Source organism: Bradyrhizobium sp. WYCCWR 13022, assembly GCF_030435535.1.
GTDB lineage: Bacteria > Pseudomonadota > Alphaproteobacteria > Rhizobiales > Xanthobacteraceae > Bradyrhizobium.
In genome coordinates this window covers 26,883-46,478 of record NZ_JAUIZJ010000002.1, presented here as the reverse complement: position 1 = coordinate 46,478, position 19,596 = coordinate 26,883, and the positions used below count along the sequence as shown (strand labels likewise).

The following is a 19,596-nucleotide window of genomic DNA, read 5'->3' as shown; positions in this document are numbered from 1 at the left end:
ATGATTCGGGGTCAATTGTGGCCGGATTGGCGGCCGGGATATCGGGCGATGAACAATATTCAGCCGACCAGCCGCGCGACCGCGTCCGCAGGCGACATTGTCTCGCGGGAGCCGTCACTGCGTTTCTTGATCTCGACCTTGCCGTCGGCCAGCCCTTTCGGCCCGATCATGATCTGCCAGGGGATGCCGATCAGGTCGGCGGCGGCGAATTTGGCGCCGGCGCGCTGGTCGGTGTCGTCGTAGAGCACATCGACGCCCTTGGCGGTCAGCTCGGCATAGAGCTTCTCGCAGGCCCCATCGACCGCCGCATCGCCCTGCTTGAGGTTGAGAATCGCGACCCGGAACGGCGCCACCGCCTCCGGCCATTTGATGCCAGCATCATCATGGCAGGCCTCGATGATGGCGCCGAGCAGGCGCGAGACGCCGACGCCGTAGGAGCCGCCATGGATCGGCACGTCGACGCCGTCGGGGCCCGCCACCATCGCCTTCATCGGCTCGGAATACTTCGTGCCGAAATAGAAGATCTGGCCGACCTCGATGCCGCGCGTGTTCACGCGCTTGTCCTCAGGCACTTCCCGCTCGAAGCGCGCTGCGTCATGAACGTCTTCCGTCGCAGCATAGACCGAGGTCCACTGCTTGATGATCGGGGTCAGATCACCGTCATAGTCGACGTCCTCGCCCGGCACCGGCAGGTCCAGCACGTCGCGATTGATGAACACGCCGGATTCGCCGGTTTCGGCGAGCACGATGAATTCGTGGCTGAGATCGCCGCCGATCGGGCCGGTCTCGGCCCGCATCGGAATCGCCTTCAGCCCCATCCGCGCGAAGGTGCGCAGATAGGCGACGAACATCTTGTTGTAGGCGACGCGCGCGGCGGCCTCGTTGAGGTCGAAGGAGTAAGCGTCCTTCATCAGGAACTCGCGGCCGCGCATCACGCCGAAACGCGGACGCTGCTCGTCGCGGAATTTCCATTGAATATGATAGAGATTCATCGGCAGGTTCTTGTAGGACTTCACGTAGGCGCGGAAGATCTCGGTGATCATTTCCTCGTTGGTCGGTCCGTACAGCAGCTCGCGCTTGTGGCGGTCGGCGATGCGCAGCATCTCCGGGCCATAGGCGTCGTAACGGCCGCTCTCACGCCAGAGGTCGGCGAGCTGGAGCGTCGGCATCAGCAGTTCCAGCGCGCCGGAGCGGTCCTGCTCCTCGCGCACGATCTGCTCGATCTTCTTCAGCACCCGGAAGCCGAGCGGCAACCACGCATAGATACCCGCAGCCTCCTGCCTGATCATGCCAGCACGCAGCATCAGGCGATGCGAGACGATCTCCGCCTCTTTCGGATTTTCCTTCAGAATGGGCAGAAAGAACCGCGACAACCGCATGGCAATACTCTGGGAATCAGTGAGGGTTTGCAGTGAAACCGGATTGGGAGCGAAAATACAAGACCGGGAATGAGGAAAAGCCGCTAAGGCGGCGGAATTCCTGTCATTTTCCCGTTGCCTTCAGGTTCGACTTGAACCGTGTCGGCCTTAAGGCGGTGCGACCTCAAGGTCGTCCTCGAGCGTGATCTTCTCGAAATCGGTCACCAGCGCATCGATCCGCACATGCCAACGGCCGGCGAAGGGCAGCTCCACCTTGCGCACATGCCAATAGCCGTCAGGCCCGAGCTCGGCAGCGCGCTCCATCGGCTCGATGCCACGCTCCGGCAGGCTCAGCGTCAGTGTCGCCTCCTTGGTCTTCAGCGGCGTCGCTTCGCCGGTCATGAGCTGGAGCACGAAATCGTCCACGCCCACCTTGCCGGGGGACACCAGCACCTGGAACATCGCCTTGTCAGTGTGGATGTGGATCGCCAGCGGCGTCTCCGGGACGATGGTTCGCGGCGGCGGCGTGAAGCGCCAGCCGGCGACGAGGGCGAAGATGCCGAGCGCAGCCCCGCATTCGAGCAGGATCGAACGTTTGAGCGCGGGCGCCGCTTCTTGATCCGTCGCCAGCGCCGGTGTCAGCCTGTAACGATTGAGAGCCGCGAGCGCTAGGAGGAACAGCACCAACGCCAGCTTGACTGAGAGAATGAGACCATAGCTGGTTTCGACCAAAGCCCTTGGTTTCTCAAGCTGGATGATCGCAAGCGTAAGGCCGGTCAGCGCCAGCACGGCGACCACCGGCATGGCGATGCGCGAGAAGCGGTTCAGGAGCGGCAGCAGCGCCGGCGTTGGCTTCGACAGCAGCGCCGCAAGCGGCGCCAGCGCACCGATCCAGAAGGCGACGGCGAGGCCATGGACGAAGACCGCCGGTCGCGTCAGCATCTCGGGCGATGCCGTTGCGGCGTGCCCAGTCATCGCGAGCGATAGCCCAACGCCGGCGAAGGCGATGGCCGCGAGAGCGCGCGCATGCCGGGCTTGCGATAGAGCCATCAGCGCGAGCAGCATCGCCGCGATAGCGACCAGCAACGAGGGACCTGCACTGGTTGCGAATGCGATGGCCCAGGGAGACTTTGTCAGAATCGCTGCGGGCGGGAGACCAAGGAGATCGAGACCCAGCACGCCAAGCGAGACAACGGCGCTCGGAAGACCGACAAGCAGCGCGGCGCGCGGCGCGCCCATGCCCGTCATGGACCACGCAATCCAGCGGCCAAAGAATACGCCGCCGACACCGACAAACAGCCCGAGATAGAGCCCGATCCGCGACATCAAGATCAGCGCGTTCAACCTACCGTCCGCATTGGCCGGAGGTTGCGTGGCGGTCGGCGCGCCGACCGAAAAGATCACCGATCCCGCTACGGGGTGACCGTCCTGCGAGATCACCCGATAGCTCACGACCGCCGTGCCCTGCGGCAGGCCCGGCGGCATCGCCATCGAAATGCTCTCGCCCGATGCCGTGACGCGCGCATCGTCGCGCGCTCGGCCCGCGCCGTCGATCAACTGGATCGCACCTGGGGTCACCGCCTCGTTGAAGCGCAATTCGAGCGTCTTCGGCGCGCTGGGAAGGATGCTGCCGCTCGCCGGCTCAACCGAGATCAGCGCTGCATGTGCCGACGCTCCGGTCGAGTAGCCGGCAACGAGGAGCAATATCACGAGCGCGGCGAGAAGACGCATTACGGCTTGGGCAGCAGTTTTACGCCAGGCGCCGGCGACTTCTCCTCGTGCGAATGCCCTGTCCCGTCCGGCGGGATTTCTATCCAGCGGCTGATGCCCTTTTCGCATTCCCGCACGACAGGGAAATACAGCGTGGTGTTCGGCTTCAACGTGTCGGTGAGGAAGCTGCTGACCACGAACTCGTCGTAATTCTGGTCCGGCAGCTTGCCTCCGGACCAGACCACTTCCTTCACCCCCGAGGTCAGCTTGTTGCCGTGATAGTCGTAGGCTTTGGCATACTGCCCCTCGACGACATCGACATTCCAGCCGGCCTTCGGCATCGGCTTTGCCGCGATGACGCCCTCAGGGATCTGCACGCGGATCTTGACCGTGGGCGAACCGGCACAGCCGTGCGGCACGGCGAAGACGGCCTTGTAGGACGCACCGACGGTGGCCTGCTTGCCTTCCAGATAAACGTGGGCCGCCGCGGGCGATGCGGCGAGCGCAGCCATCAGGATCAGCCGGGGTGTCTTCGACATGCTCGAGCTCCCGCTAGTTAGATCACACGCATCACATCTTCATTCCCGAATGATCGGGCATTTTCTTCATCATCATGCCTCCACCGCCGCCCGGCGCCTGGGCGCCGACACCCTGGACGTCGAGTGAGATGGAGACCTTGCCGGCCTTCTCGAACTCGAGCGTCACAGGCACCTTCTCGCCCTCCTTGAACGGGCCCTTCAGATCCTGGAGCATCAGGTGATTGCCGCCGGGCGCGAGCTTCACGGTCTTGCCCGGCCCAATGACGAGGCCCTTGTCCAGCGGCCGCATCTTCATCACGCCGTTGTCCATCGCCATCTCGTGGACCTCGGCCTTGCCGGCGATCTCCGCCGACACAGCCACGAGCCTGTCGGGCACGGTCCCCTTGTTCTCGATGGTCAGGAAGCCGCCGGCGACCTTGGCGCCGCCGGGCGTCGCCCGGCTCCAGGCCTGCGAGATCACAAGGTCACCGACCTTGACGTCGTCAGCTCGGACGGGGGCTGCGATCATAACAGCCGAGAACGCCGCGAGCGCGAATATGGTTGGAAGCTTTTGCATGTTGACTTGCCTTTCTTGTCGCCGTCGTGAGTGCCCCACCCTTCAGAACGAATACTTGCCGGCGAGAACAAAAGTTCGTCCCGGAAACGGATGGAACAGGAAGTACTGCGCGTTAAAGATGTTGTCGATGCCGAAATCGAACGAGAAGTTCTGCGTCGCCTTGTAGTGAATCTTCATATCGAACACCAAAAACGGGTCGAAGGCCTGATAGACGTGTGCAAAGGTGTCGGTGTTATCGAGCGTCGCATATTGCTTTCCCGTGTAGCGTCCAGCGACCGTATAGGCCCAGTTGTCGTTCGGCCGATAGGTAACCCCGACCGTGGAGCGCCATTCTGGAACGTTGGGCACGCGCTTGCCCGTCGCGGTCGTGCCACCGATCGTACTGACAAACGTCGGATCGCTTAGAATCCGAGAGTCGACGTAGGTTACGCTGCCAAATACCTGCAACCCATTGACCAGTACATTATCCTTGTCGACCGACAGCTCGATGCCCTGCATCCGGATCGCGTCGACGTTGCCGATGATCGTCGTGGGAGTCTGACCGCCCGTCGAATTCGTCACGTTCGTGGTTTGCGAGATGATCGCATTGTTGGTTCTCTCCTTGAACAGCGTCAGCCTGACGCGGCCATCGTTCCATTTCCGCTCAACGTTCAATTCACCGGTGAAGTCCTGCTCGGGCTTCAGGTTGGGATTGGCGAACGTCGCGACACCTGCAACCGTTATGTTCTGATATAATTCGGTGACGGTCGGATAGCGATATGACTCGCCAAAGCTCGCGGTGACGTTCCACTCCTTGCTGAGATCATAGGAGAGCGAGGCTTTCGGAGAGAAGTTGGTCGAATTGAGTCCTGGCTGGTTCTTTGGGACCGCAACGAAGACCGGAATCGGCGCCGCCGGGATACCGCTGGTGGCGGTCGGATTGGAGTTGATATTGAAACCATCCAGTGAGCGCCAGGTCTCGAGTCGCCCGCCCACCGTCAGCTTCAGATTGGGAACGATTTTCCAGGCGTCCTGCAGCCAAAGTGCACCGGTGCGGGTTTCGCCTACACCAGTTGTGAAAAGCTGACCGGTGCCGGTCGACGACGTCGCATACCAGACCGAGGACAAATAGACAGGGTTTTCCAGCCGATACCGGTCGCCGTGGATACCGAAGCTGACCTCGTGAGGACCATCAATACCGGACGGCCTCCAGATGCCCTTGGCATCGGCATTCTGCCAGTTTGTACCGTCGTTACGGGTAATTTTGCCGTTCAGCGAATAACCGACCCCGGTCGGGGTCACGGTGAACGGATTGAGGAGAATGTCTTGCAGGTAGTTGTAGCTCGACGCTGAGAGATCGAAATCGAAAACGCCTTTTGTGTCGCTTTTGAGCGATACAGCGTTGCTCAAATGCGTCTGATCCCAAGTGTACTTGTTGTTCGCAAACGCACCTTGGCCGCCAAAGGTCGGCTGACCGTTCAACGTCGACGTCAGGTAGGTCTGTGGATCGGAGGTCTGGTGATTGTTCCAGATGCCCAGTGAGTAAGTCGCCTGCACCAGCGGGGAGACATCATAGGCAACTCTCAGATTCCCGGACGTTTGCTGTGAATGCGCCAGCGCGCCCGTACCTATGACATTCGCGACGCCGCCTGTCCTGTTCCACGCGCCGATAGCTCCGCTGGTATTTGCGGGGCCGACACCAAACACGGTGCCAAAGGTCGTGTAGGTCAGCGGCTGCTGATAACTGTCGAGATGGTTAGCGCTGACGAACCAGGACAGCTTACCGTCGCGATTGCCCGCGGCAGCGCTGGTCTGGCTCGTCATATAGGTGTCCTTGGTGCCGTATTGATTCCACGGCATGACCGAGACGGTTTCCTTGGCCACGGCAAAGGGCTTGTCCGGCATCCTGGACGTGATCAGCAGGACGCCGCCGATAGAGTTGCCGGGATAGGCGGCCGCAAACGGACCGTTGAGGAAATCGACCCGCCCGATCGCCTCGGGCGAGATCAGATTCCACTTGGGCGAGGCGCCGGAGTTGTTGTTGCCGATCAGCGCCGAGATCAGCAGATCGTCGTAATAGATCAGCGTCCGTGCGCTGGAGTTCAGGCCCCAGCTTCGCGTTGCGAGCACTGCCTGGTTGTCGCCGTCATTTCGCTTCCGCACGAACAGGCTCGGCATGTATTTGACCGCGTCCTCGGGATCCTTGAGGTTGACGGTCTCGTCGGCCTGCTTTGCCGTGATGCCGAACGTACGCTGCGGCAGCTGATAGCGTACCACCGCCGCTGGCTGATCGATCGAGGCCCGGGTGCTGCCCGTGCCCTGCTCATCGGTCGCAGCGACCGAGGTCGGTCGCTCGGCCGTCGGCCTGGCCGAATTCCTTCCGGTAGCGGCGGTCCGCATCGGCTTGCGCGGCTTTGGTTTCACCGTCGCGGGTGCATCGACGGTCACCGCGGGCAACTCCCCTGAGTTGCTCTGGGCGAAAACGCCGCTCGGCGAGGCAAGCAGCGCTGCCTGAACGGCAACGACACTCACGCCGCGGCGGGCATGACGAGATAACATGGGGTATTCCTGACGCCGGCTTTCTTTCCGGCCATTCGACAGCATCAATCGCCCGCGGATGAACCGAGGCGGCTACGAGGGTCGTCAGGAAAACTAGGGAGGTCCCCGCGCCTGGGCGCTCGAGCCCTTGTGGGCAGCGAGATTGGACGCATCCGCCTCGTGCCACACCACGCGCTCGGCATAGCGAAGGGGGATGGACAGAGTCGCATGCGACGGGGAATCAAAGGACGCATTGGCCTGCGCCAGGCAACACAGCGCGCAGGCACCAGCGTGCGCAACCGGCGCGCCGTTCTGATCGTTCGGCGCACCCTGGTCGCTGACGCTATGGCAAATGACAGCGGCAGATAGCGGATCGGCAACGGCCTGCCCGGCAGCCCAGCAGGCGGCAATCGGCGCCAGCACCTGCATCACCAACGCGAGCAGGACAACCGGGAAGAATTTTTGCAGCCGTGCGCGCATCCGCCGAACCATTCGTTCGCCTGCTAACTAAACACCGCACCACCCCCGAGTCGAGATCACTTCGCCTGCCTTGTTGGGGACGCGCAAATTTCTCGAAAAATGTGTGCGGAGACCCAGCCCAAGGACCATGTCCGGCATTTGAGGCAGCCGTGCAGGCCCCGCCCATCCACATAATTCTTATATTTCTCATATACTTACGGGATCATCAGCCCGATCATTTCGTCAACTGCTCGAATTTTGAACAATCGTTGCCGAAAATGATGACAAGTGAGAAAAGTTGATCTAGCATCCCTCTTGCTCAGGCCTGACCGCGAGGTCGACGTCTGGTGGTCCAAGTCTCGGGAGGAGCCCCTGGCGCGCAAAACGCAGCGTCGCCCCGTCAATCAAGATCAAATCTTAGAATCGGGGATAATAGGGTCGACACAATTTTTGAGCGGGGCTAGGGCCCCGCTCTTTTTTTGTCTGCTCGACTGACGTGTCGATGAGCGCATCTCCCGATCCAATCGAGCTGAGCTTCGAGCTTGCGGCCTCGCGCTGCGCGGATCTCACGCCCCTCGTTTATCAGCGGCTGTTCAACGCGCATCCCGAAACGCGGGCGATGTTCCGGTCGCAAGGTAGCAACGCGGCTTGCTGCGATCACATCGTTGATTGCACATTGAGTGGCATCATTTCTTGTGAGACACTTTCCGTCTCGGTAGCGCAATCAATGACGCGCCGACGATAAAATCTATGGGAGCGAGCGATGTCCGGGACGAAAGATTTCTCGACGACGAGGCGCGATCTTCTTCAGGCGGCAGCGACCGCCGGCGCCGCGACTGCCATCCTCGGCAGTATGGGCATAAACCCAGCATTGGCAGCCGAAGTTGGACGATCAGAGAAGCCGCTGAAGGCGGCGTTCTCCAACGCAGGCCTTCAGGCGACCTGGTGCGCCCAGGGCAAGCAGGCCGCGGAATTCTGGGGCAAGCTGTTCAACGTGGAAGTGACCTGGTTCGACGGGCAGCTCGACGCCGTGAAGCAGCGCGCCGCGATCGACAACATGGCCTCGCAGAAATGGGATTTCGTGGCGATCCAGGCCTTTGGCATCGGCACCCTCACCCAGCCCGTGCAGAAGATGATCGACGCCGGCACGCCCGTCATCGACATGGACACGCTGATTGCTCCTCTTGATCAAATCAACGTCCACTCCTTCCTTGCCCCCGACAACGAGTTCATGGGCGCCTCGGTGACGCAGGCGCTGTGCAAGGCCATGGGCGGCAAGGGCAAGATAATCATGACGCAAGGAGCCCTCGGCCACACCGGCGCACAGGGCCGTGCCAAGGGCTTCAACTCGGTGGTCAAGCAATTCCCGGGGATCGAGGTGCTCGACACCCAGCCGGCCGACTGGGACGTCTCCAAGACCGCGCGGCTGTGGGAAACGTACCTCACCAAGTACCCGCAGATCGACGCGGCCTTCTTCCACAATGACGACATGGCGCTCGCGGCCGCCAACATCATGAAGGCGCACAACCGCACCAACATCCTGATCGGTGGCGTGGACGCGATGCCGCCGGCGATCCAGGCGGTGAGTGAGGGCCGGATGTTCGCGACGGTGCGCAACCCGTCCTGCCGTATCCATGGCGGCGCGATCATCGCGGGTGTCGCGGCCGTGGTTGGTGGCGAGAAGAGCGGCCAGGGCATCCCCAAGAACGTGGTCACCGACGGCCCCGTCGTGACCAAGGCCAACGCCGCGGGCATGCAGTGGATGGAAGATCACTTCCTGATCTGAAATCTCCATGCCTGAGGGTCGTCAGCCCATCCTGGAACTCCAGGGCATCACGAAGAGCTTCGGCGGCGTCGAGGCACTTCGTGGTGTCGACTTCGCGCTTCTGCCCGGCGAGATCCACGGTCTCGTCGGCGAGAACGGCGCGGGAAAAAGCACGCTGATGAAGATCATCGCCGGCGTGCACACCGAATTCTCCGGCCATTTCCTGATCGACGGGAAGGAGACGCATTTCCGTTCGGCCCGCGATGCGCACGCGGCCGGCATCGCCATGGTGCATCAGGAGCTCTCCGTCGCGCCCGATCTGACGGTCGCCGAGAACGTCTTCCTCGGCAACCAGCCGACCAACGCTCTTGGCCTGGTGCAATGGCGACGGATGGCGCGCGAGGCCGGCGAGCAGCTTTCCCGTTTCGGCATCGACGTCGATCCGATGTCACGGCTCGGCGATCTGCCGATCGGGCTCCAGCAGCTGATCGAGATCGCCCGCGTGCTGTTCTCGGGCGCGCGCATCGTCATCCTGGACGAGCCGACTTCCGCCCTCTCCCCACCGGAGGTCGAGCGGCTGTTCGCAACGCTGCGGCGGCTGCGCGAGGAAGGCACCGCGATCGTCTTCATCTCGCATTTCATCGAGGACATTCTTCGCGTGTCCGACACGGTCACCGTGTTCCGCAACGGCCGGAAGGTCGCGGAGACCGCGAGCTCCGCAACCACCAAGGGCGCGCTGATCGAGGCCATGATCGGCCGCGGCGGCGAGGTGCTCGAGCACAGTTACACCGACGACCTGATGCTGCCGCGGCCGAGCGACAGTTCGGTCGTGCTGAAAGTCGATCAGCTGTCGCTGGCACGCAGCCTCAAGGACGTCTCCTTCGAGGCCCGCGCCGGCGAGGTGCTCGGCATCTACGGTTTCATGGGCTGCGGCCAGCAGGAGTTGTCCCGGATCCTGTTCGGCAAGCTCAAGCCTGACGCCGGCACGCTGATCGTCGGGGGCACGCCAAAAACGTTCGCCAGCACGGCAGCGGCGCGGCGCGCGGGCGTGGCGCTGGTGCCGGAGAGCCGGCGCGCCATGCTGTTCCACCAGGAGCCGGTCTTCAAGAACATCTCGATCAGCATCCTGGACCGCATCTCCTCGCTGCTGCTCAAGCCGGCGCTGGAGCGCGAGATTGCGCAGCGCCAGGTCGAGCAATTGCAGATCAGGCCACCGGTCGTCGGCCTCGACCTCGGCATGCTCTCCGGCGGCAACCAGCAGAAGGTCGCGCTGGCAAAATGGCTGACCTATCCGCCCAAGCTGCTGGTGCTGTGCGAGCCGACGCGCGGCATGGATGTCGGCGCCAAGAACGACGTCATCAACATCGTCCGCGACCTCCGCGCCAAGGGGCTCGCAATCATCGTGCTGTCGACCGAGCCGGAAACGGTGCTGTCGCTGGCCGACCGCATCCTCGTGCTCAAGCGCGGCGCGGTGGTGCGGGAGTTCAAGAACGAGCCGGTCAGCAAAGACCGCCTGCTGGAGGCGGCGTGACGGAGAAGCACAATGGCGAGCAGTGAGACGGCAGCAGCGGCGGGGCAGCGCACACGGGGCCTTGCGCCCTTCCTGCGCTCGCAGATGCGCAACATCGCGCCGTTCCTGACGCTGATCTTCCTGTCCGCCTTCTTCGCCTTCGCCAGCCCCTCCTTCGCGACGATCGACAATCTCGGCAACATCCTGACACAGGTGTCGGTGACGGGCATCATCGCCGTCGGCCTGACCTTCGTGATCCTCTGCGCCGAGATCGACCTGTCGATCGCCAGCATCGCCAACGTCACCGGCATCGCGGTCGCCTACTTCACCCTGCAGGAGTCCTACGTCAACATCGCCAACATTCCGCTGCCCGGCGTCGTCGCCATCCTGCTGTCGATCCTGCTCTGCGCAGCTCTGGGTCTCGTCAACGCGCTCGGGCTGACGGTGATCGGCATTCCCTCATTCATCATGACGCTGGCGATGATGCAGATCGCGGCCGGCATCTCGGCGCTCCTGGTGCGCGGCCAGATCGCCTACAAGGTGCCTGGTCTCGTCACCACGCTCGGCTCGGGCTCGATCGGCGGTATTCCCTGGATCGTCATCGTCGCCGCGGTCATGCTGCTCGGTGGGCACCTCGTGCTGACCTACACGCGCTTCGGCCGCTACGTCTACATGGTCGGGGGAAATCGCGAGGCGGCCGAATATTCCGGCCTCAACGTCAAGCTCATCTTAGGCAGCGTGATGATCATCTCCGCGGTCTGCTCCGGCATCGGCGGCATGCTCGGCGTCGCTCATTTCGGCAGCGCGCAGCAGAACGAGTTCGACACCTACCTCCTCGACTCCATCGCCGCCGTCGTCGTCGGCGGCACCAGCCTGTTCGGCGGCCGCGGCGGCATCGGCAACACCATCGTCGGCCTGTTCGTGCTCGGTGTCCTCAACAACGGCCTCGACCACGTCAACATCGACAGTTTCCTGAAGATCCTGATCCGCGGCGTGATCCTCCTGGTCGCGCTGATCATCAACGTCTATGCCCAGCGGCTGCGAGAAAAAGCGGCGGACTAGACGCCTTCACATCAAAAGCGCCAAAACAACCCCATGCACAGTACAAATCATTGGGGAATCTGGCGCCGAGCAGTCTGCGCTCTTTCCGAATTTCAGTTTGACACGTCGGGCAAAACAGGCGCACGATGTCATCATCGCCTCCTGTTCGACCGGTTTGCGTGCCCATCCAGGTCCGTCAAGGTTCCCACACCTTCCCCATTGGCTGGACGATGCTTGGAACCAAAGACTTTGGTGACTTCCTCGACCTTTCCCTGATAGCAATAGAGCGATCATCGATAACGCGCTCAGTGGGCATCGGTGGCTGAGAGAGACGCGCGCTCCCGCCTGGAACCAAGGGGACGCACCGTGGATACACCCATCGAAGCGAAGCCGCATCGGCATCTGCCGGCCCAATGCCCGCGGTGCGATGGAACACCACGCCTCGATCCGATGCTTTCCGGACATTCACGGAGGAACCGTTGTGCTCGTCATTCGCTGTCGCAGATGCAGAGAAATGACCTGGGGCGACCAACATGACCGGCATGACCAGATATTATTTCGACGTGCGTGACGGCGACACCCTGGCCATTGACGAAGAGGGAATGGAATTGCGGGATCTCGCAGCTGCGCAGGCTGAAGCTGCGGAGTCCTTTGCCGATGTGGTTCGCGATGTCGCACGAGACATGGCAAAAAGCGGCGGCGCAATCCGGATGGCCATCGAGGTGCGCGACGACAAAGGCGACCTTCTGCAGGTCGGATATACTTTTAGGAATCGCCGGCTGGATTGAGGCTGCCGTTGTGCTCGCGATGCGTATTCCCGTCTGACCGGCGCGAGCCTGATCAACTCACATTGGTGGAGACAACGTCACGCCGGCTCGTCCGAGGGCCGCCGTCAAGCGGTCGAGGTCGAACGGCTTCGTCAGCAGTTGAACGCCTTCTGCGACGGAAAAGCGCTTTCTGACATCCTCGTCCGCGTAGCCGGTTGCCAGCACGACCGGAAGGTCCGGATACAGCGCGCGCAGTTCCGTAACCAGCTCGTCTCCCGGCCTGTCCGGCAACCCCAGGTCAACTATGGCCCCCACGAGATCGTCGATTCCCGAGCGCGCCTTGGCTGCGGCTTCGCCGAAACTCGCGGCCGCATCCACCGAGAACCCGGCTTCCGCCAGCATGTCCGAGACGAGCAGATTCAGGAGAAATTCGTCTTCGACCAGAAGGACACGGCCAGGCCCTGGACGCCTGCTGTCGAGCAATCCACGTATCCGGTTGCCGAGTGCGGCGAAAGAAAATGGCTTGCTGAGCAGCTCGATCTCCGGATCGAGCCGACCCTCGCGGATCAAAACGTCGCCGGCGTAAGCCGTCGTGATCAGGACCTTCAATTCCGGATGCAGTACCCGTGCGCGATCCGCGAGCATCTTGCCGTTGATGCGGCCGGGAAGTCCGAGATCAGTGAACAACAGCTCGAATGTCGCCTCTCCTTGCAGCAACCGGAGCGCCGCGTCTGCGTCAGCAGCCTCGACCACGGTGTAACCGAGCTCACGCAGGTTACCCACGGTAATGGCGCGGACATCCTCGTCGTCTTCAACCGCGAGAATGATTTCGCCGCTGCGTGCCCGCGGAATCGCCTCGAGCTCGGAGCTACTCTCGGCATGTGGCGCCACCTGATCCGAACCCGGCGCCGCCTTGCGCAGATAGATATCGATCCTGGTCCCGACGTTGACCTCGCTGCGAAGCCTGAGATAGCCCCCGCTCTGCTTGACGAAGCCATAGACCTGGCTCAACCCCAGCCCAGTCCCTCGCCCATCGCCCTTGGTCGTAAAGAACGGCTCCAAGACCCGGTTCAGGACGTCCGCCGTCATACCTTCTCCGGTATCGGCGACCGAGATCCTGACGTGAGGCCCCGCCTTGCCGCTGGCGTCATCGGTATCATCACGGGCGAAATCGATGTTCTCGGTCGTGATCACGAGCTCGCCGCCATCAGGCATCGCGTCCCGCGCATTGACCGCCAGGTTGAGGATCGCCGCCTCCAGTTCCGTCGGATCGACCTCCACGGCCCACAGCTGGCTCGGAATGTCCGCGCGCACCGCAATCCTCTCGTCGAATGTTCGCTGCAGCAAATCCGACATGCCGGCGAGCAGGCCGGACAGGTCGACTTGGCGAAATTCGAGGGGTTTGCGCCTCGCAAAAGCGAGCAGCTTGCTGGTCAGGAGCACGGCCTGCTGGGCACCGCGCGTGGCATTGTCGAGCAGCGAGCCGAGTTCGCTGCCTTCCCGTCCGTTACGGCGCTTTGCACTCTCCAGATTGCCAAGAACCACGGCCAGCAGATTGTTGAAGTCGTGGGCGATGCCCGCGGTCAGGCGCCCGATCGCCTCCATCTTGGCCGCATGCCGCGTGCGATCCTCCATGGCGCGGCGCTCGGATACATCGCGCACGCTCGCAAGACGCGCCGGACGGCCGTCCCAGCTGGTCTCCACGGTACGGATCTCCGCATCCACCAATCCGCCTCCCGGTTGGTGGATTGCAATCTCGCTCATCTCGTCAATCACGATCGGCAGCCCAATCGGAGATCCGATCAAGGCGTTGGATGGCTGGCCGAACAGTCGCTCTGCCGCCGGATTGGCGAACAACACGAGCCCGGCTCCATCCACGACGATGATTCCGTCGGCATTCTTTTCGATCAGGAACTGAAAATCCGACTGCTCGACCTTCGAGCCGCTCTCGCTGTCCGCCATGCAAATTCCAACTGCCGTTCGTGCGGATATCATTCTCTGAAGACGTTCGGCGCTTCCTTGAACGGATCGCCTAGATGCATGCCCGAACCATCGATGGAAAATCGCCGGATCTCCTTGGCATGCTCGCTGCCGCGCATCTTCAGCACCATCAATCCGCGGTGCATGATCTCCTGCTCCTGAATGTAGCGCAGCAGGATGATGGAGTCGGTCATCGTGGAGATGTGCTGCTCGCTCGCACTCTCGCCTCCGAGCAGCGACTTGCTCGTCGCCGTGCAGAGGCCCGCGATCTCCCTCTTCTTGATGAAGGAGGTCAGGCTGATCAGGAACTCGCGGAAGCCGGTCTCCGGGGCGATGCGCTCCAGCGCAGAGAGGCTGTCCACCGCGATCCGGTTCGGCTTGAATTCGTCGACCATGCCCTGGATGGTCAGCAAATGATCGGGCAGGCCCTGCGCTTCAGGATAAAGACTGACAACCTTCAGTCTGCCTTCGGCTTCCATGCGGGCGAAATCAGCGCCCCAGCCGCTGGCGTTGCGGAACAGCTGTCCACGACTTTCCTCGTAGCCGAACATCAGCACCTTCTCGCCAGCCTCGACGCCCCCGGACACGAAATTGGTCACAAGGAGCGTCTTGCCCGTACCCGTGGCGCCACTGACGAGCGTGACACTGTCGCGGAAGAAGCCTCCCCCGCACATCTCGTCGATATCGGCATTGCCGCTCGTGACCCGGACGGTGCTCGAATGTTGCTCCAAACGCAGCGACGACAGCGGAATGGCCACCATGCCGCGGCCGCCGAGCAGCGTAAACGGTGCCTCGCCCTCGACGTGGTGGCTGCCACGCATCTTCAGAACCTCGATCGTACGACGGCGCTTTTCGCGATAGAGGACGTTTCGCAGAATCACGACGTTGTCCGCGACGAATTCCTCGAGCCGATGACGCGTGATCTCGCCGTACTCGCTGTTCCGCTCCGCCGTCATCAACACCGTAAGCCCTGACTTCTTGAGCGCAGTGCTGATGTGGAACAGTTCACGACGCAGGATCTTGGGATCGCCGATGAAGTGATCGAACAATTGCGTCAGCGAATCCAGCACGACGCGCTGGGCATTGACACTCTTGGCCGCGTGCTGAATTCGCGACAGCAGGCCTGCGAGATCGAAGTCTCCGATGACGAGCTCGTCGTTCGGCGGCGGGCTTGCATCGACGAATGCGAGGCGGCCGCCCTTTCTCCATTTTGCCAGATCCCAGCCGAATCCGCTCATGTTTGCCTCGATGTCGGCCGGCGGCTCTTCGAAGGTGACCAGCACGCCATTCTCGTCAAAGTGCGTAATGCCGTGAGCCAGAAACTGGGTGGCAAACACCGTTTTTCCGCTGCCGGGCGTCCCGCCGACCACCGTCGAACGCGCCCGCGGCAAGCCGCCCATGACGAGGTCATCGAAGGCTTCGACTCCGGTCTTGACCCGCTCCAGGACGCCGGTGACTTCTATTTCCTCAGCAGTCATGCCTCGTCCTTTTCGTCGATCCCGAGAAATTCAAGAACCCGCGCCGTGTCGCTGAGATCACCGACGATGCGGCGGGTACGAACCGCATCTTCGTAAGACAGAGTAGGCGTGGCGATGATGCGAGCGCTTTCGGCGAGCTCCGGCCGCTCCAGCACGTCGACGGTCTCGACTTCCCATCCATGGGAGCCGAGTGAAACGCGCAAGAGTTCCAGATTGTGTTGGGCCCGGCGCGAGCTGGCCGAATTCCCGGCGACATAGAGTCGGAGCAAGCGAGCGGCCACGGAGACATTGCCTCATCTTTTGACCGCCCGCCCTATGGCGATGCGCCCCGCGGCGCTGCAGCATTCGAACTACGGATGCTCCCAGCGAATCCAACGAGCCATCGCAGGGAACAGCAAGCAATCCGCTCGCGCAAGAGAGCGAGAACTACTAGGTAACTAGTAGATGCCTCATCGCTACGGCGCTCGCTTGTCGGCGAAAGGCTGCCTCGTGCCGCGCAAGCTCTCGGCAGTGATGCCACGCTCCCTGGCCCACAGAATTGCGGCACTGCGCCGATGCACCCCGATCTTGCGGTACAGCGAGGAAATGTGATTGCGCACGGTGTTCTGCGACAGATTGAGCCGATCGCTCATCTCGAGATCGCTCTTGCCCTTGCAGATCAGTCCGAGAATCTCCTTCTCGCGCGAGGTGAGAACATCGAGATCCTGTGCCGTCGCATGAGACGATGCGAAAGTCAGCGTCTTGATCCGATCGATGATGCTGCGGGCAAAAGACGTCGTATCCGCCAGCACCGCGGCAATGGCGGCCTCGCGTTCCGCGGGTTCGCGCTCCTGGACCACGCAAACCGGGGTTGGCATGCCTTTGATGGTCACGGTTTCGGCAGACACGAAACAGTCGACCGCACGCGCGTCTTCGTTGCGAAGCGGCAAGTCGAGCTGCTTCACTTCACCGTCGAGGCTTCGCCTGGCGGTGCTGTCCATTCCCACCACCTGGCCGTCGACATCGACGAAGATGATTCCGCCGCGCGCGGCAGAAATGGTCTGCTCCAACTGACCGCTTTCGCACGAATCATCACTTACCACCTGGTCCATCACTGGCCCCCTGTGTTGTCTGGGATTGTCGCTTCTGATTGGGTTGCCTTATCAACGTGGAACGGGACGATCTGGTTCCTTGCGACCAAGTCCCTGGTAATTATTGACTATCTGCGGGAACCGCCGATTTGCTCCGGGCCGCGCGCGCAGAATTGCCCGGATCAAATGAACATGCGCTGTACGTCAAATATCCAGGGCTCAATTCGACGACACCGCCCGCGCGGGCGGCGGCCTTCGCCTCCCGACCTGTCTCGGCAGGCCGGCGTGCCGTCCGCACCGGATCTGCAAGCTGCTTGCAGCGTCGAAGCGCCAGTGCGGCGTAAACTGGTTCAGGTCGTTAATCCCCATCTGCTCCCGTCATTGCGAGCGGGTACACCTCGTACGAGATCGTCAGCCAGATAGCTCCGGCTGCCAGTCGCGCAGTTTCCGCGCAGCACCGGTAACGTCGGCGATGGTCCGAAACGCCACCGCCTCGACCATCATCCCGCGCGCGAGCCTGACGGCGCGCGCTTCGCTGATCGCCCGCGTCTTCGGGTCCTCGATCAGCTCGAAATCGATATTGTGGGCGAGGCCGAAAATGCGGCGAATGGTTTTGGCGGCGGCGAAGCCGACCGTGTCGGTGAACAGGCGCTGCACGTACGCTTGCCGCTCGGCCTCGAGGCGCATCGCGCCCTTCTCGCCGGCAAAGAGCGAAACCGGATAGGCATCGCCGCTCGCCTCCGTGCGCCAGAGGTCGAGGAATTTTCGCGCGAATTCGTTCCAGACCTGCTCGACCGTCTCCAGCACCCAGGTCTCGAATTCGCGCCGCTCGCCCGGCGCCCGCTCGTGGCCGGCCGAGGCGAAGTAGGCCATCAGCAGATTGGCCAGCACCGCGCCGACGTCGAAGCCCATCGGGCCGTAGAAGGCGAATTCAGGGTCGATCACCCGCGTCTCCGACGCCGTCACCATGATCGAGCCGGTGTGGAGATCGCCATGCAGCAGTGCCTCGGGGCTCGCCATGAACTTCAGCTTCAGCCTGCTGATCGCGACATGCAGCTCCATGTCCTCACGCAAGGATGCGGCAAGGCCATCGAGATACGGCGCGGTCCAGCGGTTCTGCTCGGCGATGCGGTAGGGATCGGTGAAGATCAGGTCCTCGGTGATCTTGCACAGCGCGTGGTTGCCGGCGAAGGCCGCGATGGCCTCCTTCTTCTCGGCGGCCGTGCGCGCGAGGTCGGAGGTGAAGAACAGCGTCCGCGCGATGAAGGTCGTGATGTCGCCAACGAAGGCCGGATAGCGCGTGCCAGCGACCAGCCCCTTGCGCATGATGATGTGGGGCTCGAGCAGCTCCATCACGGTGAGCGCCAGCGTCTCGTTGTGATGCAGCAGTGCCGGCACCAGGCCCGGCGCGAGCTTGGCCTGTCGGGACAGTGCGAGATATTCGTAATGCGCCCGCGACAGCGGCAGCGGCCAGCTCTCGCCAACCAGGCGGACATAGGGCAGCGCCTGCTTCACGGCGATGCCGCCGCTCGCCCCCTTCACGATGAAGACGAGATTGAGATTGCCGTCGCCGACCTCGGTGATGGCCCAGCCGGCCGGCTCACCGCCGAGCAACGCCTTGATATCAGGCAGGCCTGCGAGATAGTCCCGCAAGGCCGCTTCCTGAAGAATCCGATAATCCCCCGTCCGGCTCCCGGTCATGGCGATCCCATCCCGTATGTTTGGGCCGGATCGTTACTCCCGCTCCAGGAAGCTCGAGCCGATCTCGGCCTTTCTCTTGATGGGATCGTAATCGCAATAAACGTTGTCCGCCACCAGCGTGTAGCTGGCGCTGACGCTGTATTTATCAAGCTTGACCGAGTTCAGGCCGATCACCGAAGTGCTTTTTCCGCCGTTCCATTTGAACGGCGTCGAACTCTTGGCCTGCTCGCAGGCCATCACGGCTTCGTTGAAGACGTAGCCCTCGACGAACGCTTTCAACGTTCGCACCTGCACGGCCGTCTTCCACTCGAAATAGCCGATGCCGCCAAGGGCGGCGACAACGAGCACCAGAAGCGCGACAACGATCCTCTGAAAAGTCATTTGCTCCCCCGACAACGACCCAATACGCAAGCCTAAAACGGCATCCCCATCATTTTCGACAGGCGCTCCACCGACAGATAGCCGGCGTGATAGGCGGCAAGCCCCGCGGCAAAAATGATTATCGAGATGATCGTGGTCCAGACCAGCTTGCGCCGCATCCCCGTCAGAACGGGTGCGCCGGGGTCGGTGCCGGGCGCGCCGAGGCCATCCTCGTGCTGGCTGCGCACGCCGAATGGCAGTGTCAGAAACAGCGCGATCCACCAGATGACGAAGTAGATCGCGAGCCCAGTTGAGATTTGATAGGCCATGATCCGGCTTACGCCTGCTCGATTTCGACCAGCGCGCCGGAAAAGTCCTTCGGGTGCAGGAACAGCACCGGCTTGCCGTGAGCTCCGATCTTCGGCACGCCGTCGCCGAGCACCCGCGCGCCCTCCTTCACCAGCGTGTCGCGCGAGGTGATGATGTCGACGACCTCGTAGCAGACATGATGGATGCCGCCGTCGGCATTGCGCTCGAGGAATTTTGCGATCGGCGAGGCCTCGCCGAGCGGCTCGATGAACTCGATCTTGGTGTTGGGGAGCGTCGCGAACACGGTGGTGACGCCGTGCTCCGGCAGCGGCACGGCCTCCGAGATCTGCGCGCCAAACGCCGCACCGTAGATCCTGGCGGACTTGACGGCGTCCCTGGTCGCGATCGCGACGTGGTTGAGGCGACCCAGCATGTTTCTTCTCCCTCAGCGCATGATCCGGACAACCGCGGAGCGA

At 62.4% G+C, this 19,596-nt stretch carries 18 protein-coding genes and 1 pseudogene; 5 read left to right on the top strand and 14 right to left on the bottom strand.

Annotation, left to right across the window (positions count from 1 at the left end; genetic code table 11):
• Positions 1-59 precede the first annotated feature (59 nt).
• From proS to QY049_RS01165, 6 genes are all read right to left on the bottom strand, one after another.
• On the bottom strand, positions 60-1,379 hold the full coding sequence (proS, locus tag QY049_RS01190; RefSeq protein WP_301268640.1) for a proline--tRNA ligase: 1,320 nt from the start codon (positions 1,377-1,379) through the stop codon (positions 60-62).
• Between the two features lie 147 nt (positions 1,380-1,526).
• On the bottom strand, positions 1,527-3,089 hold the full coding sequence (locus QY049_RS01185) for a copper resistance CopC/CopD family protein (RefSeq protein ID WP_301268639.1): 1,563 nt from the start codon (positions 3,087-3,089) through the stop codon (positions 1,527-1,529).
• Entirely contained in the window at positions 3,089-3,607 is a 519-nt protein-coding gene (locus QY049_RS01180; protein WP_301268638.1) for a YcnI family protein, read from the bottom strand. The genes QY049_RS01185 and QY049_RS01180 overlap by 1 nt, the downstream gene beginning before the upstream one ends.
• 31 nt (positions 3,608-3,638) lie before the next feature.
• The gene (locus QY049_RS01175; RefSeq protein ID WP_301268637.1) at positions 3,639-4,163 is read right to left on the bottom strand and encodes a copper chaperone PCu(A)C; all 525 of its coding nucleotides are present in this window, start codon (positions 4,161-4,163) and stop codon (positions 3,639-3,641) included.
• A 42-nt stretch (positions 4,164-4,205) separates the two neighbouring features.
• Positions 4,206-6,701 carry a TonB-dependent receptor gene (locus tag QY049_RS01170; RefSeq protein ID WP_301268636.1) on the bottom strand — a complete coding sequence of 832 codons (2,496 nt, stop codon included), beginning with the start codon at positions 6,699-6,701 and terminating at the stop codon, positions 4,206-4,208.
• Between the two features lie 93 nt (positions 6,702-6,794).
• Entirely contained in the window at positions 6,795-7,172 is a 378-nt protein-coding gene (locus QY049_RS01165; protein WP_301268635.1) for a DUF2946 family protein, read from the bottom strand.
• Positions 7,173-7,641: 469 nt separating this feature from the next.
• On the opposite strand from QY049_RS01165, the pseudogene QY049_RS01160 reads away from it, so the two are divergent.
• The 5 genes and pseudogenes from QY049_RS01160 to QY049_RS01140 form a co-directional block, all read left to right on the top strand.
• Positions 7,642-7,779, top strand: a pseudogene (locus QY049_RS01160) (globin); the annotation flags it as partial.
• A gap of 123 nt (positions 7,780-7,902) precedes the next feature.
• Positions 7,903-8,925, top strand: coding sequence for a sugar ABC transporter substrate-binding protein (locus tag QY049_RS01155; RefSeq protein ID WP_301268634.1), 1,023 nt, complete (start codon positions 7,903-7,905; stop codon positions 8,923-8,925).
• Between the two features lie 7 nt (positions 8,926-8,932).
• A complete protein-coding gene (locus QY049_RS01150) occupies positions 8,933-10,435 on the top strand; it encodes a sugar ABC transporter ATP-binding protein (RefSeq protein WP_301268633.1) in 1,503 nt (500 codons plus the stop codon).
• A 12-nt stretch (positions 10,436-10,447) separates the two neighbouring features.
• On the top strand, positions 10,448-11,476 hold the full coding sequence (locus QY049_RS01145; protein ID WP_258766720.1) for an ABC transporter permease: 1,029 nt from the start codon (positions 10,448-10,450) through the stop codon (positions 11,474-11,476).
• Positions 11,477-11,988: 512 nt separating this feature from the next.
• Positions 11,989-12,243, top strand: coding sequence for a hypothetical protein (locus QY049_RS01140; protein ID WP_367401167.1), 255 nt, complete (start codon positions 11,989-11,991; stop codon positions 12,241-12,243).
• 57 nt (positions 12,244-12,300) lie between these two features.
• On the opposite strand, the gene QY049_RS01135 is transcribed toward QY049_RS01140, so the two are convergent.
• The 8 genes from QY049_RS01135 to mce all read right to left on the bottom strand — a co-directional run bounded on the left by QY049_RS01135 (position 12,301) and on the right by mce (position 19,553).
• On the bottom strand, positions 12,301-14,184 hold the full coding sequence (locus QY049_RS01135) for a response regulator (protein ID WP_301268632.1): 1,884 nt from the start codon (positions 14,182-14,184) through the stop codon (positions 12,301-12,303).
• A gap of 29 nt (positions 14,185-14,213) precedes the next feature.
• Positions 14,214-15,680 carry a circadian clock protein KaiC gene (gene kaiC, locus QY049_RS01130; RefSeq protein WP_258766717.1) on the bottom strand — a complete coding sequence of 489 codons (1,467 nt, stop codon included), beginning with the start codon at positions 15,678-15,680 and terminating at the stop codon, positions 14,214-14,216.
• Positions 15,677-15,961, bottom strand: a complete 285-nt coding sequence (locus tag QY049_RS01125; protein ID WP_194475620.1) for a circadian clock KaiB family protein — start codon at positions 15,959-15,961, stop codon at positions 15,677-15,679. The genes kaiC and QY049_RS01125 overlap by 4 nt, the downstream gene beginning before the upstream one ends.
• Positions 15,962-16,135: 174 nt before the next feature.
• The gene (locus QY049_RS01120; protein ID WP_301268631.1) at positions 16,136-16,771 is read right to left on the bottom strand and encodes a response regulator transcription factor; all 636 of its coding nucleotides are present in this window, start codon (positions 16,769-16,771) and stop codon (positions 16,136-16,138) included.
• A gap of 390 nt (positions 16,772-17,161) precedes the next feature.
• Entirely contained in the window at positions 17,162-18,451 is a 1,290-nt protein-coding gene (mtnK, locus tag QY049_RS01115) for an S-methyl-5-thioribose kinase (RefSeq protein ID WP_258766715.1), read from the bottom strand.
• Between the two features lie 33 nt (positions 18,452-18,484).
• On the bottom strand, positions 18,485-18,832 hold the full coding sequence (locus QY049_RS01110) for a hypothetical protein (RefSeq protein ID WP_194475617.1): 348 nt from the start codon (positions 18,830-18,832) through the stop codon (positions 18,485-18,487).
• 32 nt (positions 18,833-18,864) lie between these two features.
• On the bottom strand, positions 18,865-19,140 hold the full coding sequence (locus tag QY049_RS01105; RefSeq protein ID WP_258766714.1) for a DUF1467 family protein: 276 nt from the start codon (positions 19,138-19,140) through the stop codon (positions 18,865-18,867).
• Between the two features lie 8 nt (positions 19,141-19,148).
• Positions 19,149-19,553 (bottom strand): methylmalonyl-CoA epimerase, encoded by a 405-nt coding sequence (mce, locus tag QY049_RS01100; protein WP_194475615.1) that lies wholly within the window; start codon positions 19,551-19,553, stop codon positions 19,149-19,151.
• Positions 19,554-19,596: the final 43 nt, after the last annotated feature.